Source organism: Pseudomonas sp. IT-P100, from assembly GCF_949767185.1.
GTDB classification, from domain to species: Bacteria; Pseudomonadota; Gammaproteobacteria; order Pseudomonadales; family Pseudomonadaceae; genus Aquipseudomonas; species Aquipseudomonas fluorescens_B.
The window spans coordinates 113,466-131,053 of sequence record NZ_CATKQK010000010.1; the positions used below are offsets into that span (position 1 = coordinate 113,466).

Annotated in this window: 12 protein-coding genes and 2 pseudogenes; 7 read left to right on the top strand and 7 right to left on the bottom strand. The window is 58.0% G+C overall.

The window, feature by feature from the left end:
• Positions 1–25: 25 nt before the first annotated feature.
• The 4 genes and pseudogenes from ACM6IQ_RS08055 to ACM6IQ_RS08070 form a co-directional block, all read right to left on the bottom strand.
• Positions 26–913, bottom strand: a complete 888-nt coding sequence (locus tag ACM6IQ_RS08055) for an SMP-30/gluconolactonase/LRE family protein (RefSeq protein ID WP_414878470.1) — start codon at positions 911–913, stop codon at positions 26–28.
• Between the two features lie 53 nt (positions 914–966).
• Positions 967–1,785, bottom strand: a complete 819-nt coding sequence (locus ACM6IQ_RS08060) for an NAD-dependent epimerase/dehydratase family protein (protein WP_414878471.1) — start codon at positions 1,783–1,785, stop codon at positions 967–969.
• Between the two features lie 283 nt (positions 1,786–2,068).
• On the bottom strand, positions 2,069–3,370 hold the full coding sequence (locus tag ACM6IQ_RS08065) for an OprD family porin (protein ID WP_414878472.1): 1,302 nt from the start codon (positions 3,368–3,370) through the stop codon (positions 2,069–2,071).
• Between the two features lie 130 nt (positions 3,371–3,500).
• Positions 3,501–3,630: pseudogene (locus ACM6IQ_RS08070) on the bottom strand (copper resistance protein CopD); the annotation flags it as partial.
• 363 nt (positions 3,631–3,993) lie between these two features.
• Between ACM6IQ_RS08070 and ACM6IQ_RS08075 the strand changes: the two are divergent.
• Positions 3,994–4,614 (top strand): TetR/AcrR family transcriptional regulator, encoded by a 621-nt coding sequence (locus tag ACM6IQ_RS08075; protein WP_414878473.1) that lies wholly within the window; start codon positions 3,994–3,996, stop codon positions 4,612–4,614.
• 115 nt (positions 4,615–4,729) lie between these two features.
• On the opposite strand, the gene preA is transcribed toward ACM6IQ_RS08075, so the two are convergent.
• The 3 genes from preA to hydA form a co-directional block, all read right to left on the bottom strand.
• Positions 4,730–6,004 (bottom strand): NAD-dependent dihydropyrimidine dehydrogenase subunit PreA, encoded by a 1,275-nt coding sequence (gene preA / locus ACM6IQ_RS08080; RefSeq protein WP_414878474.1) that lies wholly within the window; start codon positions 6,002–6,004, stop codon positions 4,730–4,732.
• Positions 6,005–7,372, bottom strand: a complete 1,368-nt coding sequence (locus tag ACM6IQ_RS08085; protein WP_414878475.1) for an NAD(P)-dependent oxidoreductase — start codon at positions 7,370–7,372, stop codon at positions 6,005–6,007.
• Positions 7,373–7,529: 157 nt separating this feature from the next.
• On the bottom strand, positions 7,530–8,969 hold the full coding sequence (hydA, locus tag ACM6IQ_RS08090) for a dihydropyrimidinase (RefSeq protein ID WP_017339434.1): 1,440 nt from the start codon (positions 8,967–8,969) through the stop codon (positions 7,530–7,532).
• Positions 8,970–9,523: 554 nt separating this feature from the next.
• On the opposite strand from hydA, the gene ACM6IQ_RS08095 reads away from it, so the two are divergent.
• The 6 genes and pseudogenes from ACM6IQ_RS08095 to ACM6IQ_RS08120 all read left to right on the top strand — a co-directional run.
• A complete protein-coding gene (locus ACM6IQ_RS08095) occupies positions 9,524–11,008 on the top strand; it encodes an NCS1 family nucleobase:cation symporter-1 (RefSeq protein ID WP_017339433.1) in 1,485 nt (494 codons plus the stop codon).
• A 41-nt stretch (positions 11,009–11,049) separates the two neighbouring features.
• Positions 11,050–12,333 (top strand): Zn-dependent hydrolase, encoded by a 1,284-nt coding sequence (locus ACM6IQ_RS08100; protein ID WP_414878476.1) that lies wholly within the window; start codon positions 11,050–11,052, stop codon positions 12,331–12,333.
• 284 nt (positions 12,334–12,617) lie between these two features.
• Positions 12,618–13,388 carry a hypothetical protein gene (locus ACM6IQ_RS08105; protein ID WP_414878477.1) on the top strand — a complete coding sequence of 257 codons (771 nt, stop codon included), beginning with the start codon at positions 12,618–12,620 and terminating at the stop codon, positions 13,386–13,388.
• 83 nt (positions 13,389–13,471) lie between these two features.
• Positions 13,472–14,968, top strand: coding sequence for a helix-turn-helix transcriptional regulator (locus ACM6IQ_RS08110; RefSeq protein ID WP_017339430.1), 1,497 nt, complete (start codon positions 13,472–13,474; stop codon positions 14,966–14,968).
• A 177-nt stretch (positions 14,969–15,145) separates the two neighbouring features.
• Positions 15,146–15,394 carry a DUF1652 domain-containing protein gene (locus tag ACM6IQ_RS08115; RefSeq protein WP_017339429.1) on the top strand — a complete coding sequence of 83 codons (249 nt, stop codon included), beginning with the start codon at positions 15,146–15,148 and terminating at the stop codon, positions 15,392–15,394.
• A gap of 848 nt (positions 15,395–16,242) precedes the next feature.
• A pseudogene (locus tag ACM6IQ_RS08120) lies at positions 16,243–17,588 on the top strand (hypothetical protein); the annotation flags it as partial.

A 17,588-nucleotide genomic window follows, 5' to 3' on the forward strand; every position in this document is an offset into this window, starting at 1 on the left:
TTCACCAGCGATACGAGCGTTTCAGTCAGTGGTTGAAAACGGGTTCCGGCAACCCCTTTACACCGGGGTCAAGGGCGAACACGCCCCCGGCCAGTGACTGTGGGTCGTGGTCGTCACCGGGGCGGATCGAGGTCACGAACAGCGTGTCCAGTCGACTGCCACCGAAGGCGCACATGGTTGGTTTTTTCACGGGTACGGCGAGGGAACGATCAAGACGACCGTCGGGAGTAAAACGGTGAATCAGCCCAGCGTCGTTGGCGCAGATCCAGTAGCAGCCATCGGCGTCTACTGCGGCGCCGTCGGGGCGGCCAGGGAACTGATGCATATCGACGAACAGCCGTCGGCTGGACGGCGTGCCGCTGTCGATGTCGTAGTCGAAAGCCCAGATCTGCTGGACCGAGGGATGCGAGTCCGACAAGTACATCGTGCGGCCATCCGGGCTGAAGCCAAGGCCATTGGGCACGATGAATCCACCCAGTTGCGCACCGAGCGGCCCGCGTTCTCCGGCACTGTAGCGATACAACGCGCCGTCGGCCGCATTGGCGCCCATGTTCAGCACCATGCTGCCGGCCCAGAAACGCCGCTGACGGTCACAACGACCATCATTGAGGCGCATGTCGGTGCGGGAATGGTCGACGTGCGCCAGCAATTCACTGTCAAGGCTGCCATCGTTGTGCGTGTGAAGGCGAAAGAATCCGCTTTCCATCCCGGCGACCCAACCGCCGTCAGGGCTTCGCACGATGCAGGCGAGCATTTCCGGTGCGGTCCAGGCCTCGACACGGCCGGTTTCGGCGCTCCAGCGTTGCAGGCCCCCGGCGGGAATGTCGACCCAGTACAGGGCGTTTTCCTCAGGAACCCAGACCGGGCTTTCACCGACCCCGTTTCGGGCATCGACAATCAATTCGGCTTGCATGGCGACTCATTCCCTTGGTTTTTTGTTGTGGAGATCAAGTGAAACGAATGGGGTCAGTCGCCGAACGGGCCGGACGTGACGAAGGCACCACCCTGATAAACCATGGCCGGGTCATCTGCGGTCGGCATCGGCTGGGCTTCGACTTTGTCGCGGAACACTTCAGACGTGTCCTTTGGTGCGTAACCCAGGGCGGTAGCATAGCGGTTATCCCACCAGACCTTCTTGTTGTCGGAGGCGCCGTAGACCACGGTGTGGCCGACACCAGGGGCGTACAGGGCGCGTTCGATCAAATGGGTCAGGTCGCCGAAACTCAGCCAGGTGCTCATCATCCGGCGGTTTTGCGGTTCCGGAAACGAAGAGCCGATGCGGATGCTGACGGTCTCGATGCCATAGCGATCGAAGTAGAAACTGGCCATGTCCTCACCGTAGGACTTGGACAAGCCGTAGTAGCTGTCCGGGCGGCGAGGGGAGTGGGCGTCGATCACTTCATCCTGTTTGTAGAAACCGATGACGTGGTTGGAACTGGCGAAAATCACCCGCTTCACGCCATGGCGGCGTGCGGCTTCATAGATGTGGAATACGCCGCAGATGTTGGCGCCGAGGATGTCTTCGAACGAATGTTCCGTCGAAACGCCGCCGAAGTGCAGGATCGCATCCACGCCTTCCACCAGTTGATGCACGGCTTGCTTGTCCGCGAGGTCGCAGGTCACGACTTCTTCGCGATCATCGATGGCGGGGGCGATGTCAGCGATGTCCGACAGGCGAATCACGTTGGCGTAAGGCCGCAGGCTTTCGCGCAGGACTTTACCGAGGCCACCGGCGGCACCGGTCAGCAGCAGGCGATTGAAAGGGGCGTTGGGCGTAGTGGTCATGGCAGTTCCTGGACGCAAATTATTGTTGTCAGAATCGTTGTAGGTTGTCGTATGACTTGGTCGGAGTATCGTTAGGCTTTCCGGGTCTTGTCAACGCGACTTTGGTGGAAATGGACGGAGGGTTGTCAAGCGCCCATCTGTGGCGAGGGAGCTCGCTCCCGCTGGGGCGCGAAGCGGCCCCTGCAATCCTTCAGCAAGACTGGATTGTCCGGTTTTGCGACTGCTTCGCAGCCGAGCGGGAGCAAGCTCCCTCGCCACAGAGTTGTCCAGGCTTCTAAAGGTTTTACAGCAACGAAATCGGATAGCTGACGAAAATCCGGTTCTCATCGAATTCATTGGTGCTGAAGTCTTTGCGGATGCTCGCGTTGCGCCATTTGACGTTGAGGTTTTTCAGCGGGCCGCTCTGGACGGTGTAGGCCAGTTCCGATTCGCGACCCCATTCCTTGCCATCGGTAATCACCCCTGTGTGCACGTTATCGCCGCTGATGTAGCGGTTCATCATCGTCAGGCCGGGAATGCCGAGCGCCACGAAGTTGTAGTCATGACGCAGCTGCCAGGATTTCTCCTTGGCATTGTCGTAGCTGGAGTTGTAGCTGTCGTTGGCCAGGGTGCCGCCGCTCGTGCCGTTGACGCGCATCCAGACATCGTCGCCGCTGAGTTTCTGCAGGCCGACATAGAACGTGCTGCCGCCGTACTTGGCCGAGAGCATGGCGAACGCGGTTTTGTTGTCGAGGTCGCCGGCCAGGGCGCTGCCGTCTTCCTTGCCGATGAAGTAACCGAGGTTGGCGCCCAGGGTCCAGTCGCCGATTGGCTGGCTGTGGCTCAGGTTGAAATATTGTTGTTGGTAGATGTCGCTGAGTTCCGCGTACCAGACACCGACCTGGGTACGTTTTTCGTTGAACGCATATTCACCGCCGCCGAAGTTGAAGCGGTCCGAGGTAAAGGCCGCCGATTTGCCGTTCATGAACATGTCTTCCATGCTCGCATCGTTACGCGGGCTGTTCTGGCGGAACTGGCCGCCGTAGAGCGTCAGGCCGCTGATCTCGGTGGACGTCACCTGGCCGCCACGAAAGGTTTGCGGCAGAGAGCGACCATCGTCAGAGCGCAGGATCGGCAGCACCGGCATCCATTCCCCGACTTTCAATTCGGTCTTCGAGACTTTGCCTTTCAGCGCCACGCCCATCCGGCCGAAATTGTCCGCCGGGCGGCCGTCATCGTGAATCGGCAGCAACTGGGTGCCGCCCGTGCCTTTGCCGCCGTCGAGTTTCTGCGAGTACAAGCCGAGCACATCCACGCCGAAGCCGACCGGGCCCGGAGTGAAGCCGGATTTGGCGTCGAGGATGAAGCTTTGCGTCCACTCTTCAGCCTTGCCTTGAGGGTAGGCCGGGTTGGTGTAGTTGCGATTGAAGTAGGCGTTGCGCAGGTTCAGCGTGGCCTTGGCGTCATCGACGAATCCTTCGGCGTTGCTGGTCATGGGCATGGCGAGTACGGCCAGGCTGCTGCAACCGATCAGGCTCAGGGTATAGCGGCGTACGAAGGTTGGGCGAGGGGTGCAGGCGAAGGAATTACGGACGTGCTTGCTCACTGTGACGCTCCCGATGTTTCTTGTTGTTTTTATTGTTGTCATACGTCGTCGTACAACATTGGGGCGATTATTTGCGAGGGTTTAGCGGGTTGTCAATCGGAAGTTATACGATGACTTGGGGATTGTGCTGTCAGCTAGAAATCATGGGAGGCATGGTGCCCAGGAGGGAGACCGCAGCCACTGCGCCCATCCCCACCAACCATTCCGCAATCCTTGATCTGCAACCGATTGAACAGCACCAACCGCAAGATGCAGGAAACGGTACAGCACCAGCGCGCTCGTCATGAGTGACCGGCCAACCTTGAAGCTGTACGCGCCTTCGCTTTTATGGGTGTCGACCGACGCAAGTCCGACGGTGCACTCACGGCGCTGTCAGCGGCCGGGGGCTGGCCTTTCAGATGGGCGTGGCAAATACCGACGAGGCGGCGAGCAGCGAGCCGAGGAGGACGGCGATGGAGAGGGATTTCTTGAAAAGCTTCGCGGAGATCTCAGAGGCAGGTTCGAAGAAGGGCGACAGTTAACTGCGAGCGTGAGCGGGTGGTGGTACGAAGTTTCGTTTTCCGCTGTCGCCGCGAGGTAGAGCGGATGCTAGTCTTGAGCAACGCTGTTGCCAGGGAGCCCCCATGGGCAATCACAAGATCGAGATTCGCCGCAGTAACGTCGAAAAAATCCTGCTCGGGGCCGAAAAGGTCTTTGCCGAAAAAGGCTTCGGCGGCACCGCCATGGCCGACATCGCCGCCGAAGTGCAACTGCCGCGTTCCAACCTGCATTACTACTTCAGCACCAAGATCGAGTTGTACAGCGCCGTGCTGTTCGATTTGCTGGAGGTGTGGAAGCAGGACGCCCTGTGTTTCGAGATGTTCGATGATCCGCGCGTGGTGCTCAGCAGCTACATCCGCGCCAAGATGAACCACTCCCGCAGCCGGCCTTACGGCTCGAAAGTCTGGGCCAATGAAATCATCCACGGCGCACCGACGTTGGGTGAGAAACTGGACGTCAGCCTGTACGACTGGGCCAAGATGAAAGAGGCGAAAATTCGCCAGTGGGTGGACGACAAACGCATCTTGCCGGTGGAGCCTTCAAGCCTGCTGTACATGATCTGGGCCTCGACCCAGCATTACGCTGACTTTGATCATCAGGTGAATATCCTGAACGATCATCAGCCGCTGTCGGACATGCAGTTCGAGCGGGCGGTGCAGACGGTGACGAGTGTGATTTTGCGGGGGATCGGTCTGGAGCCTTAAAATCTCGAGTGGTGCTGCCGGCCTCATCGCGAGCAGGCTCGCTCCCACATTGGAATGCATTTCAAATGTAGGAGCGAGCCTGCTCGCGATGGCGTCAGTTCAGGCGCCGAAGATTTCAGACCGCAACGTGATACGGATTCCTCGGATCATGATTCCAGTCCAGAAACGGCTTCCCGTTCTCCATCGGCACCATCTCTATGCAGTCCTGTACCGGGCAAGTGATCTGGCACAAATTGCAGCCCACGCACTCCTCGTCGATGACTTCATATTTATGCGTACCGTCCGCCTGCTTGAGACTGGCCACGGCCTGATGGGACGTGTCTTCGCAGGCAATATGGCAACGCCCGCAGCCGATACACGCTTCCTGGTCAATCTTCGCAATCACCTGATAGTTGATGTCCAGGTACTTCCAGTCAGTGGTATTGCCCACCGCTCGCCCGGAAAATTCCGACACGCTGGCGTAACCCTGACTGTCCATCCAGCGTGACAAACCGTCCTTCATTTCCTCGACAATCCGGAAACCATGCAGCATCGCCGCCGTGCACACCTGCACCGAGCCGCTGCCCAGCGCGATGAATTCCGCCGCATCGCGCCAGTTGCCAATGCCGCCGATGCCGGAAATCGGCAAGCCTTGCGTCTGCGGATCGCGGGCAATCTCGGCGACCATGTTCAGCGCAATCGGCTTCACCGCCGAACCGCAATAACCGCCGTGGGTGCTTTGGCTGCCGACGGTGGGGTTGGCGACCATGCGCTCAAGGTTGACGCTGGTGATCGAGTTGATGGTGTTGATCAGCGACACCGCGTCGGCACCACCGCGATGGGCCGCACGGGCGGCGACGCGGATGTCGGTGATGTTCGGCGTCAGCTTGACGATCACCGGCAGCGAGCAATACGTCTTGCACCAGCGCGTGACCTGCTCGACATACTCCGGCACCTGACCGACCGCCGCGCCCATGCCCCGTTCCGGCATGCCGTGCGGACAACCGAAATTCAGTTCGATGCCATCGGCACCGGTGGCTTCCACCAGCGGCAGGATGTATTTCCACGATTCTTCGACGCAGGGCACCATCAGCGACACAATCAACGCCCGATCCGGCCAGTCTTTTTTGACCTGGGTGATTTCCCGCAGGTTGATCTCCAGCGAACGGTCGGTAATCAGCTCAATGTTGTTGAAACCCAACACTTCACGGTTGGTTCCGAAGTGCGCCGAGTAGCGCGAGGACACGTTGACCGCCGCCGGGTCTTCACCCAGGGTTTTCCAGACCACGCCCCCCCAACCGGCTTCGAAGGCGCGGACCACGTTGTAGGCTTTGTCGGTCGGTGGCGCGGAGGCCAGCCAGAACGGGTTGGGGCTTTTGATGCCGGCGAAGACAATCGAAAGATCGGCCATTTACGCAGCCTCCACGTTGAGCATCAGTTGAGCGTTGATGGCCTCGGCCGCCAGTTTGCCGTGCTGCACCGCTTGCACGGTGAGGTCCTGATCGAGGCTGGTGCAGTCACCGCCGGCATACACGCCCGGAATGCTGGTGCGCAGGTGTTCATCGACTTGAATCCGATCGCCCGAACGCTTGAGTTCGCGAGCCAGCGGATCGCCGAGAGCGCTCAAGTCGAAGGCCTGGCCGATGGCTTTGAAAATCGCATCGGCCGCCAGTTCGAAGGTTTCGCCGGTGGTTTGCAGGCGACCTTCCACCAGGTGTGTGCGAGCGAAGCGCATGCCGCGCACGTTGCCTCGATCGTCGAGCAGCACTTCTTCGGGTTGCGCCCAGGTCAGCAAGCGCACCTGATTGGCTTTGGCGATGTCTTGTTCGTGGTGGGTGGCGCCCATGTCCTCGACGCCGCGGCGATACACCAGATTCACGTCATGCGCGCCGAGGCGGGCCATTTGCACGGCCATGTCGATGGCGGTGTTGCCGGCACCGAGGACGATGCAGCGGTTGGCCAAAGGCAGTTGTGTCAGATCATCGGCCTGGCGCAATTCACGGATGTATTCAGTGGCGGCGAGCAAGCCCGGTGCATCTTCGCGGGCCAGTCCAAGCTGTTTGCTGGCGTTGAGGCCAAGTCCGAGGAACACTGCGTCGAATTGTTGATGCAGCTCGCTGAGGGTCAGGTTTTCGCCGAGTTTTTGTCCGTGACGGATTTCGATGCCACCGATCTGCAGCAGGAAGTCCAGTTCCTTCTGCGCGTAATCGTCCACCAGTTTGTACTTGGCGATCCCGTATTCGTTGAGGCCACCAGCCTTTTCCCGTGCCTCGAAAATCACCACGTCATGCCCATGCATGGCGCTGCGATGGGCGCAGGACAAACCGGCCGGACCGGCACCGACCACGGCGATACGCTTGCCGGTGGTTGCGGCGCGAGGGAAGGGGTGTTCGCTGAAGTGCGCATTGTCCACGGCGTAGCGCTGTAGCAGGCCGATCAGTACCGGCGCGCATTCATGGGCGTTGTTGCGCACGCAGGCTTGCTGGCAAAGGATTTCCGTCGGACAGACCCGGGCGCAACTGCCGCCGAGGATGTTCGCCGAGAGGATTTTCTGCGCCGCGCCTTGTACGTTGTCCTGATGAATATTGCGGATGAACGAGGGAATGTCGATGTCGCTCGGACAGGCATTCACGCACGGCGCGTCATAGCAATACAGGCAGCGCGAGGCTTCCAGATGTGCCTGGCGGTCGTTGAGCGGCGGCGCCAGGTCGGTGAAATGACCAGCGAGGTCGGCCGCATTCTCGTAGGGATGCGGGAGGTGGTTCAGGGACTTGATCACGGTGTTGGCCTCACGGTTATTGAGGTGATGCCTCTGGTGGGCATTGGTTTGTGCGGTGTCTGAACGGGCCTCATCGCCAGCAGGCTGGCTCCCACATTTGGAATGCGTTTACCCTGTGGGAGCCAGCCTGCTGGCGATGAGGTCGAAGGTCTCGATCTCAGCGTTTCACGGCAACCGGCTGATTCAACTCAGCCCGCTTGCTCAGCAAATCAAACACCGCCGGATACGCCGGCCGCTCGACATACCGCCCGGCCCCTCGCTCGGCGCGCAGATCCCCATCGGCCCAGACCACACGGCCCTGGCTGATCGTATGGCTTGGCACCCCGCGTACGGTCTTGCCTTCGAAGATGTTGAAGTCGACTTGCTGGTGATGGGTCTTCGCTGAAATCGTCCGTGTGCCCTCGGGATCCCACAGCACCAGATCCGCATCGGCACCGACGCGAATCGCACCTTTGCGCGGGTAGAGGTTGAAGATCTTCGCGGTGTTGGTAGAGGTCAGCGCGACAAATTGCTGCATCGAAAAACGCCCGGTGTTCACCCCTTCATCCCAGAGCACCGCCATGCGGTCTTCGATACCCGCGGTGCCGTTCGGGATCTTGCTGAAATCGTCACGCCCCGCGGCTTTTTGCTCGGCGCAGAAGCAGCAATGGTCGGTGGCGGTGGTGTGCAGGTTGCCGGATTGCAGACCATGCCAAAGTGCTTCCTGATGGCCGCGCGGACGGAACGGCGGGCTCATCACGTAGCCGGCGGCGGTCTGCCAGTCCGGGTGTTGATAGACGCTGTCGTCCAGCAGCAGATGACCGGCGAGCACTTCACCGTAGACTTGCTGGCCCTTGCTGCGGGCGTAGGTGATTTCGTCGAGGGCTTCCTTGGTCGATACGTGAACCAGATACAGCGGCGTGCCCAGGGTTTCGGCGATGCGGATGGCCCGGCTCGCCGCTTCACCTTCGACCTGCGACGGACGCGACAGCGGATGCGCTTCAGGGCCGGTGATGCCCTGCGCCATCAGCTTGCGTTGCAGGTGATAAACCAGCTCGCCGTTTTCCGCATGCACCGTCGGCACCGCGCCCAGTTCCAGGCAGCGTTCGAAACTCGCTACCAAGGTGTCATCGGCCGCCATGATCGCGTTCTTGTAAGCCATGAAATGCTTGAAGCTGTTGACGCCGTGATGGCTGACCAGCTCGGCCATTTCCTCGCGGACCTGCTCGCTCCACCAGGTGATCGCAACGTGGAAACCGTAATCGGAGGCCGACTTCTCGGCCCATCCGCGCCACTGATGAAAGGCTTCCATCAGCGATTGCTGCGGGTTGGGAATCACGAAGTCGATGATCGACGTGGTGCCCCCGGCAAGGCCTGCCGCCGTACCGCTGAAAAAGTCCTCACTGGCCACAGTGCCCATGAAAGGCAGCTGCATGTGCGTATGCGGATCGATGCCGCCGGGCATCAGGTATTGGCCGCTGCCGTCGAGCACTTCGGCGCCTGCCGGAACATCAAGATTGTCACCGATGGCTTTGATCACGCCGTCGGCGCAATAGACGTCGGCGCGATAACTTTCATCATGGGTAATAACGGTGGCGCCACGGATCAACAGAGACATTCCGAGTTCCTCGCAGGCAATGACCGACTGGTGCCGGTTCTAAATGTTTTATATGAAGCAGGCGTAGACAGGAGTATTCCTGTCAACACTGTCAGGAATAGAAACTAGTATGAGTTCGTGGAATCAGCAAGAATAATTTTTATAAGCATATAACTGATTTAAGTATTTGAAATATAAGTACTAAAACGATTAATCACCAAAATGGTGAGGCCTCTCACCATTTTGACGCACTTGACAGGTTCCAAAAATGGTCAAGATTTCTTATGTGAAATCAGCCGCTTGAGGATGGTCTATGGTTGATGCGCAACTTTGAAAAAAAGATCGACGCACCAGATTGAGTCCTGACGGTTCGGACCACTGGCCTGGCCTTTTAGCCTGAGGAAACAGGCAAGTCACCGAGGACTCACCAGGTATATAAATAAAGCTGATAAACATCAGTGCTTTACGAAGTTTTTATGGAACTGCCCGATGCGCAATCGGGGTGCCCGGCACGTTTATTGATGCCACCAGCCCCTTGTTGAGCAAAAAATAATTCAAAGAACAGTGGAGCGGCCATGCAACAGATCAGATCGCAAGTGACCGAGCGCGACGGCTTGTTCGAGCTCGAAGCCGGCAGCGATGTCCTCGACAGTCCCCGTTACAACCACGATATGGCACCGACCAAGGTGCGCGAGCGAACCTGGAACAAATGGCACATCACCGCGCTGTGGGTCGGCATGGCGATCTGCGTGCCGACCTATACCCTCGGCGGGGTGCTGACCGCTTACTTCGGCCTGAGCGTCGGTGAGGCGCTGCTGGCGATTCTGTTTGCCAACATCATTGTGTTGATTCCGCTGACGCTGAACGCGTTCCCCGGCACCAAATACGGCATCCCGTTTCCCGTCCTGCTGCGTTCATCCTTTGGCATTCTGGGCTCCAACATTCCCTGTCTGATTCGCGCCTTGGTGGCGTGTGGCTGGTTCGGCATCCAGACGATGTTTGGCGGGCTGGCGATTCACCTGTTCCTGGGCTCGGTGTTCGAGGGCTGGAAATCCCTCGGCGGCACGGGTGAGGTCATCGGTTTCATGGTGTTCTGGGCCTTGAACCTGTGGGTGGTGATTCGCGGCGCCGAGTCGATCAAATGGCTGGAAACGCTGTCCGCGCCGCTGTTGGTGCTGGTCGGTGTCGGGCTGCTGGTGTGGGCCATGCCGAACGTATCGATGAGCGAATTGATGGCGATCCCGGCCAAGCGTCCGGAAGGGGCGAGCGTGGTCAGTTACTTCGCCGCCGGGCTGACTGCGATGGTCGGGTTCTGGGCCACGTTGTCACTGAACATTCCGGACTTCAGCCGCTACGCCAAAAGTCAGAAGGACCAGATCGTCGGGCAGATCATCGGCCTGCCGCTGACCATGTTCCTGTTCGCTTCACTGGGCGTGGTGATGACGGCCGCATCGGTCAAGCTGGTGGGCGTGACCGTGTCCGACCCGGTGACGCTGATCGGGCACATCCAGAGCCCGGTCTGGGTCGCGCTGGCCATGGCGCTGATCATCATCGCCACGCTCTCCACCAATACCGCCGCCAACATTGTTTCGCCGACCAACGACTTCCAGAACATCGCGCCGAAGGTGATCAACCGCACCAAGGCGGTAATGCTCACGGGGGTGGTTGGCCTGGTGCTGATGGCGCATGAGCTGCTGAAGAAGCTCGGGCTGATCGTTTCCGATGTGAGCCTGGAAACGGTCTATTCGAACTGGCTGCTGGGCTATTCCAGTCTGCTCGGCCCCATCGCCGGGATCATGGTGGTGGATTATTTCCTGATCAAGAAACAGCAACTGGACCTGGCCGGGCTTTATCGCGATGACGTCTATCCGGCGTGGAACTGGTGCGGGTTTATCGCGTTTGGTGTGCCGGTGGTGTTGACGCTGCTGTCGCTGGGCAGCGATGCCTTCAGCTGGTTCTACAGCTATGGCTGGTTCACGGGTTCGGCGCTGGGTGGGTTGATTTATTACGGGTTGTGCTCTGTTCGGCCCAGTCCGTCTGTTGCGAAAACTGCGGTGTAGGTACAGGCATACACCTATGACAACTTCCTGAGGAGATCACCATGAACGCGGCCGTAGACGTTCTGCAATCCACCCATCAGCACATCAACCGCGACCGCCTGTGGCAGTCGCTCATGGACCTGGCCAGACTCGGCGCCACAGTCAAGGGCGGCGTCTGTCGCCTGGCCCTGACCGACCTCGACCGCCAGGCCCGGGACATCTTCGTCAAGTGGTGCGAGGAGGCCGGCTGCACCGTCAGTATCGACGCCGTCGGCAACATCTTCGCCAGGCGCCCCGGGCGCAATCCCAACCTGCCACCGGTGATGACCGGCAGTCACATCGACACTCAACCCACCGGCGGCAAGTTCGACGGCTGCTTCGGTGTGCTCGCCGGCGTCGAAGTCTTGCGTACGCTCAACGACCTCGGCGTGGAAACCGAAGCGCCGCTGGAGGTGGTGGTCTGGACCAACGAGGAAGGCTCGCGTTTCGCCCCGTGCATGATGGGCTCCGGCGTGTTCGCGGAAAAATTCACCCTTGAAGAAACCCTGGCCAAGGTCGACGCCGAAGGCATTACCGTCGGCGAAGCACTGAACGCGATTGGCTATGCCGGCCCGCGCAAGGTCAGCGGTCACGCCGTCGGCGCCTATTTCGAAGCCCACATCGAACAGGGGCCGATCCTTGAGGACGAACGCAAAACCATCGGCGTGGTCATGGGCGCCCTCGGCCAGAAATGGTTCGACCTGAAACTGCGCGGCGTCGAAGCCCACGCCGGACCCACCCCGATGCACCTGCGCAAAGACGCATTGGTCGGTGCGTCCGTCATTGTCGGCGCCGTCAATCGCGCCGCCCTCGGCCATCAACCCCACGCCTGCGGCACTGTCGGTTGCCTGCAAGCCTATCCTGGCTCGCGCAACGTCATCCCCGGCGAAGTACGCATGACCCTGGATTTCCGGCATCTGGAACCGGCACGCCTGGATTCGATGATCGCCGAAGTCCGCGAAGTGATCGAAGCCACCTGCGAAGAGCACGGCCTGACCTTCGAACTGACACCGACCGCCGACTTCCCGCCGCTGTACTTCGACAAAGGCTGCGTCGAAGCGGTACGCGGCGCGGCCCAAGGGCTTGGCTTGTCGCACATGGATATCGTCAGCGGAGCAGGGCACGACGCCATCTTCCTCGCCGAACTCGGCCCGGCCGGGATGATCTTCGTACCGTGCGAGGGTGGTATCAGCCACAACGAAATCGAAAACGCCGCACCGGACGACCTGGCCGCAGGGTGTGCGGTGTTGTTACGGGCGATGCTGGCGGCGTCGGCGGCGATTGCCGGAGGGCAAATCGCGGCATGAAGATCCGACGTTCGTGTTTTCAGGTGCACGCAACCCCTGCAGGAGCCGAGCTTGCTCGCGAAGACGTCGGATCAGGCGGCGAAGATGTTGCATATGATGGACTCTTCGTGAGCAAGCTTCGCTACGACGTAGATGTTGTGATTCTATTTTGGCTATTAAAAAGACTGTTTATTCGAATTTGATTCTAAGCAACTGTCATATTTGACAGTGGCGCTGTAGTTTGTTTTCTCTAATAGTAGTCGCGCATAGGTTGGTGTGTGAATCAATTAGAGGGAGATTGCATTATGGGAACTGTCGTAGATGCTGAATCAAGAAATGACCCGTACGATAATCTATTCATGGAGATCAACCAGAACAGACTAACGCGTGGCGCGCCTCTGCTGCTGCAAAGTTCTTTCGCAAATAAGTTGAGCATTAATATGCCCGGCTCGTTGGGGGAGTTTCGTCTGGGGGTAGTCTCTGATGGACAACCCATCTATTTAGAGCCGGGTACCGATACGTGGGTGAAACCGGTGGCTGGTAAGTTAAAGTGGACGATAACACCTGGAAGTACGGAAGAGCGTTTCACTTTGGTACTGTACAGCCGGGACTTTAATCAAACGTTGGAATTTCACTGCGAATCCTATGCGGCCGATCACCCTTGGTATTCAAGTTCAAGGTTTTACGTTTTTACGCCAACCAATAATGGATTTTTTGCTCATAAGGGTATTTTGCGCCTTACTCAAACTGACTACCGAAATGGCATCCAGCTTTGGCCCGTTGGGAACAGATTGTTTGGTAAAAAAATAACAATGACATTGACGGGGGAGCATGGAGTTCCCGATGTTACGCCTGCCGAGCCTCAGACGATGGGTCACTTAGAATTGAAGTGGAATTTTAGTTTCGATAAATTCGATAAAGTAGTGCCGGTAACCGCACGGTTTGAGGCTGAAGGTGTGCCGTTAGCTACTAGTTTTGACTTTTCGCCCACAGCAGATGTCATGACTGAAACCGTATCTGGCAAGTTGGAGCATTCAGAAGCAATTGAGAGTTCCACAGATTCAGCCAAGGAGTAGAAGTAACGCACGATCACAAACCCCTGAGGTCGTAATCTTCACAGAGCGCCGCACGTTGGCGCTCCCGCGATTGTGGAGATCCAATGAGCCAAGACGTCCTGACCACTGAAACCAATCGCCGTCAATTGCAGCAGATCATCGCCGGTCTGTCCGACGGCGTGATCCTGCTGGAGCTCGATCAGACCCTCCTCTGGGCCAATGAAGCCGCGCTGACCATGCACGGTGTCAGACGGATCAGCGAATTGGGCGCCAATGCCAAGGAGTACGCGAAACGCTTCGCCTTGCGTTATCGCAACAATCATCCGGTGCCGGCCGACAACTACCCGATCAATCGCGTGGCCCGTGGTGATACGTTCAGCGATGTATTGGTGGAAGTGACTCCGCTCGACGATGAAGCGCGTACCTGGGTCCACAACGTACGCAGCCTGGTCCTGACCGACAGCGGCGGCGAACCGGAGTTGCTGGTGCTGATCATGGACGATGTCACCGAGTGGGCCAGCGCCGAGCAGCGTTTCGAAAAGACCTTCAATGCCAACCCGGCCCCGGCGGTGATTTGCCGCCTCAGCGATCTGCGCTACATCAAGGTCAATGCCGGCTTCCTTGAAATGACCGGCTACAGCCGCGATCAGGTCATCGGTGTGTCGACCTATGAGCTGGACATTCTTGAAGGCGCCGAAAAGAAAGACCTGGCAATCGAGCGCTTGCGTGAACACGCCACTATTCCCCAGATGCAGGCCGAGCTGAAATTGCCTGAAGGCGGCAGCAAGCAGGTGATCGTCGCGGGCCAGCCGCTTGAGCTCAACGACGAAGAATGCATGTTGTTTTCCTTCGTCGACATGGAACCCCGGCATAAGGCCGAGGTTGCCCTTCGCCAGAGCGAGGAACGGTTTGCCAAGGCTTTCCGCCTGACACCGGTGCCGATCCTGGTGTGCAACGCCAGTGATCAAGTGGTGCTGGACGTTAACGAGGCGTTCCTCGAAACCCTCGCCTATCCGAGTGAAGAAGTGCTCGGCAAGACCATCGCCGAGATCGATTTCATCCATGACACCGGCGCACGCACTCGTCTGTTTGCGGCACTGGAGAAAACCGGCAGCCTGGATCGCATCGATGTCAGCGTACGTAAAAAAGATACCGAACTGATCGATTGCGCGATTTCCGCCGACACCGTGAACATTCAGGACAGCCCTTGCTACCTGCTGGTGTTGATGAACATCACCGAACGCAAACGCACCGAGCTGGAATTGGTGGCCGCGATTGAAGAGGTGATGAAAGACGCGTCCTGGTTCAGCCGAACGCTGATCGAAAAACTGGCCAACGTGAAAAGCGTCAACTCGCCGAAATTGCCCAGCGTCTCCTTCACTGACCTCACCGCCCGTGAACGCGATGTGCTTGGCCTGATCTGCGAAGGCCTGGCTGACAAGGAAATCGCAGCGCGCCTGAAACTGGCCCCCAACACCGTGCGCAACCATGTTTCGACGGTGTATTCCAAGCTGGACGTGCACAGTCGCAGTGAAGCGATTGTCTGGGCGCGCGAGCGCGGATTGTTCTCCAGCGAACGCCGACCGAAGCGGCAAAGGTAAGGTGCAATTGCACTAGATTAGCCAGTGCAAATGGATGTTCTGACCGGGCTTGGCGGTTCTTAAGCTGTAAGGGTGCGATACAAGTCTTCGCGAACCCCTTCGATACATGAAAAGGAACCGTCACATGGTCACGTTCACAGCGCACTGTTTGATGCGCCGCCGCCAAGGTGAATTGCAATGATTTCCCTGGCGCAATTACGTCTGCAACTGGAGCGCAGTTTTTCGCCGCTGGCTTGTGAGTGCACGCTGACGGGGGATCACTCGTTGACGGTGAAACTCTATCACCCGGTTTCCGGGCAGGTTGACCTGGTAGTCAGTGGCTTGAGGGTCCCGCTTGCGACTCTGGAAGCGGTAGAGGCACTGATTGAAGAACTGCGTTATGAACTTGAGAGCAACACGCTGCATCGCCCCGACCCTGTCCGATAGCGCGTGCCGGTTAGATCCTTGCTGTGAAAAAGCCAAGCGATCTCAACCATGCCGCCTATAAGAAAAGTGAACGTTTGTTTGCCGTGACCGGTCCACACTTTTGTAGTGTTTGCTGTTTGTCGCGGAATATGTCGATCACTTATCGCGGGTCAGTTTATGAACAGTCTTGGGAAATGCACGTTTGCGTCATTGTCGCTCGCCTTTTGCATAACGATACTCGGCGGTTGTGCCAGTCCTCCGCCACCGCCGCCCGCCGCTCCACCTCCGATGCCTCAACGCACGTGTGAAACGTCCGAAAAAACCGATGTACTGGGTGATGTAAGGGCGGAGGGTGAGGTCACACGAGTGACTACGTTGACTCGGTGTGTGACTCAGTAGCGGCGTGTTGTTTATGAAAAATTGGCTTTTGATCGCAATTGGTTCTAGCCGAACTGTCAACTCTGACAGTTCCATAATTCATGCACTGTCTCGATAGTTGAGTGGTCGGTATTTCTTAATGCCACCCTGGATGTCGAGGCGGTGCTATGAGTCATCACAAGTCAGGTGAGATCAGCACACGCTGTAGCTGCATTGCTTGCTGATTTGTCCAGACGATAAAAAATTTTTGCTTCGCGAATTTTGAATCATTACCCGTCGCTTGAAAAAAAAGGCAGCCAAGGTTGTCTTTTGCTCATTCTATAAAACGAGTAACGCAATCTATTTTATGGCACCGATACGCTCGTCAAATCGTGCATTAATCGCGATTTGTTCTAACTTTACTGTCAAATATGACAGTTCCATAAGCCTGCATTTTTTCCGATAGTCGAGCAGTCTTTTTTAATGCGACTGCTGACTAACGGGATAACGCCATGACCTTCGAACGCCACGCCGGATCAACGTTACAACGCTTCTGGGATAACGCCAGGTTATTTATCAACGGCCAGGAGTTCCAGGAAGGGGAGGAGTTTTTCTTGCTCCGCGGCCAGCCAAATCAAGTAAAGGTGGAGGTGTCAGCGGATATCGCGAAGCAGATAAGGTTGGAATTGGCTGAAGATGACGAACTGGATCTTGTTTCATCGCCGGGATTTGGCGATTGGGTGGAGGGCGAATTCGCATGGGCGATTACACCGGGCGATGGTGCCAGTGGCCGAATCACGCTGGTGCTGATCAGCAAGGAAGTGGAGGTGCCTTGGGTGCTCTCTTGCCGCGTGATGTCAACCAACCTGCTGGACGAAGTGGACGGTGTTCAAGTGAACGGTGCCCCTTATCCGACCCAGGGTGTCGTGCTGTTCAGGGACGAACCTCAGACCGTCACCCTGACCTATAAGCCGGGCAGCCCCGTGCAAGGCTGGCCTCTGGAATTGACGGCCACCTTGCTCAGCGGATTGCAGGATGGCGACCTGGTGGTCACTTTGGCCGGGCCGCATTCGTGGACGATTGTGGCTTCCAACAACAGCGGCACGTTCAAGCTGGATTTGACGGGGGCGGACTTTACCACCGGCATAACGCTAGCCGACAGCAAGGTGCTGTCCCGCAATCTGGCGGATGAGGCAACGGTTCAGATAGACGGAAAAGATGCGGAGCCCGGCGCACTTTATTTCAGGGGCGGGGTACACACGCTGACGCTTGTCCCCAAGGCAGGCAGCCCGATTGCGGGTTATGGGGTCGGGTTGTGGCTCGGGCGGTCGCCGCTCGTGACCAGCAACCCCCCGGCGGAAACCTTTACCGGATTGCATTCCTGGACGATCACCTTGGCTTCGGACAGAAGCGGCACGTTTCATTTTGAGCTCGCAGGCCATGGTTTCGGGAGGGGCAACATAAAAATTGATGCCAACAAACTGTTGTCGCCGGATTTGGCGGATGAGGCCGATGTACTGATTGGTGGCAACATTGTTCCTCCAGAAGGTATCGACTTCAAGCATCTGCAACCCCAGGTCCTTACGCTAAGGTATAAAACCGACAGTCCACTGCCGGGACATCCCGTAAAACTGAAGTGCAGAATAGTAGAAGGGTTGGAAGAGGGAAGCCTGCCGAGTGAACCTGATTATGGCGAGGAGCAAACTACCCACCGCTGGACTATGACCGGTTTAAGAGGGATCGGAAAGTTTCAACTGAGTTTGGCGGGCAACAACATGACCAGTGAACTCGTTGTTCCGGTCTGTCATTTGTCGGAGGGCGGTGTGCCGGATTACTTTACGGTTCAGTTCGATGGTAA